The following is a 4,785-nucleotide window of genomic DNA, read 5'->3' on the forward strand; positions in this document are numbered from 1 at the left end:
TTTGAATTTGATAAACATTAACAGGTAGCTGTTTATAGCTAGATAAATCCCGCTTAATTAAATCCGTCACCACTTCTTCATGCGTTGGACCTAAACAATAATCACGTTTATGGCGATCAACAAATCTCAATAATTCTGGACCATAATCTTTCCAACGACCTGAAGATTGCCATAATTCTGCAGGCTGCACCGATGGCATCAAAACCTCTAAAGCACCCGCACGATTCATTTCTTCACGAACAATATTAGCAACCTTATTAACTACTCTTAGTCCTAAAGGAAGCCAAGAATAAATGCCTACAGCTGTTTGACGAATCATTCCCGCTCTAAGCATTAGTTGATGACTAATAATCTCAGCATCAGCAGGAGTTTCCCGTTGTGTGACTAACCAAAATTGAGAAAGACGCATAGAATTTACCACCTAAGAAAAACCAGAGCGTGCTACTAAGCACGCTCTTTAAGAATACTAAATTTAATAATCGAAAAACAAATAATCACTCACAAAATTCCGATACTAATTGTTGCGCTTGCTGTAAGCGTTCAGCTTTTTGACTATCGCTTAGAGGGACCAAATTTCCTTGTCCATCATCCTCATAAATAGTCTTTTTCGTTTGAATAATCTGAACATTCTTTCTTGCTGTATCACAGCGTTGTTCTTTAGTAATCGTTCCTGGTACAGGTTCCGAAGTATTATCTTGCTGAATATTTGATTCAGACTGCTGTGCTTTAACAGGGCGAATGACATTCGTATTACTGCCTTCTGTGGAAGGTCGTTCCTTACGAATAACCATACCATATTCATTAAGCATGACATAATTTTTAATATCTCTAGGTGGTGTCTTTGCATAATGAGCAATACCACCCTGATACCACTTATAAATCACAAATTGATTGGCTAATGAAGCTTCTCCATCAGTCACTGCCCAAGCAGGAGCGCCCATGCAAACAGCCATAATAGCTGCTAACCATGCGGATTTTTTCATCATTATTGATTCCTTTCCTTGTCAATTAAGTCCAAAGCATTTTATCGTAAAAAGTCGTATCATATACAAAAAAAGCACGAAAAAATAAAAGCATTTTCTAAATCCACGGAACATTCTACTTATCTGCTATACTTACCAAAACCTTTCCAACTAAATAATAGGAGCAAATAGATGAAAAATCCAGTCCGTGTAACTATTACTGGCGCTGCTGGTAATATTGGTTATGCCATGGCATTTCGGATAGCTGCGGGGGATATGCTAGGTCCAGATCAACCTATCATTTTACAACTCTTAGAAATCACCCCTGCTCTTGATGCTTTAAAAGGCGTTGTCATGGAATTAAACGATTGCGCTTTTCCGCTCTTAAAAGATATCATTGCCACCGATGATTTAAGTGTTGCTTTTAAAGATACTGATTATGCATTACTTGTTGGCGCACGTCCTCGCGGTCCGGGCATGGAGCGTAAAGACCTACTCGCAGCTAATAGCGCTATTTTTGGTCCTCAAGGAAAAGCCTTAAATGACTTTGCTTCTCGTGATGTTAAAGTATTAGTAGTAGGCAACCCAGCCAATACTAATGCTTTAATTGCACAAGCATCTGCTCCAGGTTTAGATCCTAAACAATTTACAGCAATGACACGTCTTGACCATAACCGTGCATTATCACAACTAGCTGAAAAAACTGGTACTCATACCACTGGTATCAAAAAAATGATTATTTGGGGTAACCACTCTTCTACACAATATCCAGATTTAAGTCATGCAACTGTTGATGGAAAAGCCGCTAAAGACTTAGTCGATGACGCTTGGATTAACGAAAGCTTTATTCCTGTTGTTCAACAACGTGGTGCAGCTATTATCAAAGCTCGTGGAGCTTCTTCAGCAGCTTCAGCAGCATCTGCTGCAATTGACCATATGCGTACTTGGGCATTAGGTACCGCAGAAGGCGATTGGGTCAGTATGGGTATTCCTTCTGATGGCTCTTATGGTATCGAACCAGGCATTATTTATTCTTATCCAGTGACCTGTAAAGATGGTAAATATGAAATCGTTCAAGGCTTAGAGATTGACGATTTTAGTCGCGAAAAAATGGATGCAACTGATAAAGAACTTAGAGAAGAAAGAGAAGCCGTTCAAGACTTACTCGGACAATAAATTACAAAAGCCCACATTATGTGGGCTTTTTTTTGAAACGCTAAAATGAGAGGTTATTATGAAACTTTATCTCAGCCCAGGTTCGCCTTATGCGAGATTAGTAACAATTACTGCTTTACGCTGTGGTAAAACACATCTGAAACTAGAATTTGTCAATCCTTGGGAAAATCCAAAATCACTAGAAATGGTAAATCCTTTTTCACAAGTTCCTAACTTAGTAACTGATGACGGCGTCTCTATCACTAATAGTTTAATTATCTGTCACTATCTTGATGACAGCATTTTAAGGGGCTCACAAGCCGCAAAATATGCTAGCTTTGCGCTTGCCTTAATGGATCAATTTCTAAAATATTTTTCAATGATTCATCGCATAGGTGATGCCAAACAACCAATTCCTCATCCGCACATTGCAAGAAGCCTTGCAGCACTCAAACGTGCTCTTCCACTTAGCCCACAATTATCCGTTGAAAGTGAAGATTGGTCGCAATACTGTCTTGCAGTTGCTTTTGAGTTCATTTCTAGAGAACCAGAATTACTTAAAAAATACCTAAGCTCTCAAAATCAACTTGCTTTCAAACAGTTTTTAGAAAAGCCGATTATGAAAAAAACCAGTTTAGAATCAATGCCAAACTATCCAAAAACTTTAAGTGATTGCTAAAAAATCTTCAACGCAATGAGAGCAAAAGAGAAAATATTTCTATAAATATTAACTTACTCATTTGCTCTCAAAAATTTTTCCATTCAATGTATGTGTACAACAATTACAAAAAAGGCTTAAATCTTTTGCGGTAAGATTAGGATTGCATAGTTGTAAAATCCCTTGTTCATCTACAAATAAGCCTGAAAAATAGGAAGACTCTCCCACTCTGACAACATCATGTTTATCAAGACTATTCAAAGCGACTATATGGAATATAGGTTCCACTCTATCTAAACGTGATTTAGCTTCACTAAAAATGATATCCCATTTTTGACCAACTTTTGAAAGGAGAAAATGATACAGAGGCGTGTAATCTAATCCTCTTTGCTTTTTGCAATACATCTTCCCCTTACTTGTTGTTAGATGTTCTCTCTTGGCGTGTCGTTCATTTTTAAATTCTCCACCAAAATCATGACGAACATTGAAAGTTCGCGTATTGACTTTTCGATAAAGCAGTTTTTTATTCCTCATAAAAATTTTTGTGTGATTAACAATATGTTAGTCCATTTTAAATGACAATATTTAAGAATATTCTTACTCGCTATATTTTCCAATTAAAGATACTTAAAAATATTATATTCCAACAGTAAACTTATTTAACCTTAGTCCATTTATCAATAATTTGCTGTAAAGTTCCATCCTCTTTAATTGCTGCTAGACCTACATTAATTTTGTTTAATAGCTCAGTATTACCTTTGGTTATCAAAAAAGCAAAATGATATTTTTTAGCAGACTCATTTACATGAAAAAAGAGCTTATCTTTATTAAAGCGGTTAGCATAATAAGCTAAAACGACTTGGTCACCATAAATAACATCTGCATCTCCCCGAATGACACTAGAAACACCTGAATAAACAGATTTTATAGGAACAATCGTAATATTATTGTCTTGAGCTAATGGCTCAATTTCACGATAGGCAATAGAATTCTCCATGAGCGCGAGCTTTTTGCCTTTTAAATCTTCTAGAGTATTTACAGGTTGACCTTTTGCTAAAAAGGCAAATTGACTCTTCATATAAGGATCGCTAATATCAAAGCGTTTGCGTCTCTCATCATTTGCATACATTCCTGCCGAAAGCAAGTCTTCTTGCTTATCAGCCAACATATCGAACATCGTACTCCAAGGCGTTTGTGCACTTGCCAAAGAGAAATTTAGTTGAATATTTTGATTAGCCGCAATAGCTCTTAAAATATCTGTTTCAAAGCCACCAATATTGCCTTGTTCATCACGCTCTACAAATGGCGTATAAATATAAGAAAGTACTTTAAATGTAGGAGCCGAAGTTGTAACTTTTGTTTCTTTTATTTCGGTGCTACTAGATTTATAGTGCAATCATCTAAAACCCAACCCAATCCAAAGCAGATAAAAGAATAAAGTATCAATACAATCCATCCGCCATTCTTTGCGTATTTGCTTAATCCAAGCCCACATCTTTTCAATAGGATTTAAGTCTGGACTATAAGGGAGTAACCAAACTATCTCATGCCCATGCTCTTCAATGATTGCTTGAATATCACTGCGTTTATGAAAAGCGGCATTGTCCATGACAATTACACTGTTTTTAGGTAACTCAGGTAACAGTGCTTCTCTCACCCAATGAGAGAAAATATCGCTGTTAATAGAACCATCATATAAGCGTAAGGCAAACAATTCTCCATTGATAATGGCTCCAATCGCATTGCTCTGGTTCTTTAAATGCTAGTTATCACTTCCATGACAAACTTGTCCTTTTGTGCTGTAGCCATAAGGTCTATGATCAAAGGCTTTAAAACCACATTCATCAAGATAGACTATCGGTTTGTCTTGAGCGGTCTTATCCACTATTTGTTCTTGAAAGTGTTCTCTTTTCTCTGTGTCGGCTTTTGGATGTTGGTTAATCTTTTTTTATGCGTTATCTTTAGTCGCTTTAGAGCATAACAAATCGCTGATTGCGAGCAATTAAAACG

8 protein-coding genes and 1 pseudogene are annotated in these 4,785 nt (G+C 36.7%); 2 read left to right on the forward strand and 7 right to left on the reverse strand.

The window, feature by feature from the left end; genetic code table 11:
* Nucleotides 1-409, reverse strand: a pseudogene (locus A5N85_RS02445) (proline--tRNA ligase); the annotation flags it as partial.
* Between the two features lie 85 nt (nucleotides 410-494).
* On the reverse strand, nucleotides 495-986 hold the full coding sequence (locus tag A5N85_RS02450) for a hypothetical protein (protein ID WP_072575818.1): 492 nt from the start codon (nucleotides 984-986) through the stop codon (nucleotides 495-497).
* A 168-nt stretch (nucleotides 987-1,154) separates the two neighbouring features.
* Between A5N85_RS02450 and A5N85_RS02455 the strand changes: the two genes are divergently transcribed.
* Together A5N85_RS02455 and A5N85_RS02460 are read left to right on the forward strand one after the other, a co-directional pair.
* On the forward strand, nucleotides 1,155-2,138 hold the full coding sequence (locus A5N85_RS02455; protein WP_072575819.1) for a malate dehydrogenase: 984 nt from the start codon (nucleotides 1,155-1,157) through the stop codon (nucleotides 2,136-2,138).
* 58 nt (nucleotides 2,139-2,196) lie between these two features.
* Nucleotides 2,197-2,796, forward strand: coding sequence for a glutathione S-transferase N-terminal domain-containing protein (locus tag A5N85_RS02460; protein ID WP_072575820.1), 600 nt, complete (start codon nucleotides 2,197-2,199; stop codon nucleotides 2,794-2,796).
* 57 nt (nucleotides 2,797-2,853) lie between these two features.
* Here A5N85_RS02460 and A5N85_RS02465 read toward each other — a convergent pair whose 3' ends face one another.
* From A5N85_RS02465 to A5N85_RS17515, 5 genes are all read right to left on the reverse strand, one after another.
* Entirely contained in the window at nucleotides 2,854-3,309 is a 456-nt protein-coding gene (locus A5N85_RS02465) for a hypothetical protein (RefSeq protein WP_072575821.1), read from the reverse strand.
* A 121-nt stretch (nucleotides 3,310-3,430) separates the two neighbouring features.
* Nucleotides 3,431-4,171 carry a substrate-binding periplasmic protein gene (locus A5N85_RS02470; protein WP_072575822.1) on the reverse strand — a complete coding sequence of 247 codons (741 nt, stop codon included), beginning with the start codon at nucleotides 4,169-4,171 and terminating at the stop codon, nucleotides 3,431-3,433.
* The gene (locus A5N85_RS02475) at nucleotides 4,172-4,513 is read right to left on the reverse strand and encodes a transposase (protein WP_072575823.1); all 342 of its coding nucleotides are present in this window, start codon (nucleotides 4,511-4,513) and stop codon (nucleotides 4,172-4,174) included. It lies immediately after the preceding gene.
* Nucleotides 4,514-4,537: 24 nt separating this feature from the next.
* Complete coding sequence (locus A5N85_RS16385; RefSeq protein WP_218564806.1) at nucleotides 4,538-4,660, reverse strand: transposase; 123 nt, start codon at nucleotides 4,658-4,660, stop codon at nucleotides 4,538-4,540.
* The coding region (locus A5N85_RS17515; RefSeq protein WP_428843247.1) for an IS630 transposase-related protein at nucleotides 4,660-4,785 on the reverse strand (126 nt) is incomplete at its 5' end. The genes A5N85_RS17515 and A5N85_RS16385, both read right to left, overlap by 1 nt.

Origin of the sequence: Suttonella ornithocola, from assembly GCF_001889065.1 — a bacterium.
GTDB lineage: Bacteria > Pseudomonadota > Gammaproteobacteria > Cardiobacteriales > Cardiobacteriaceae > Suttonella_A > Suttonella_A ornithocola.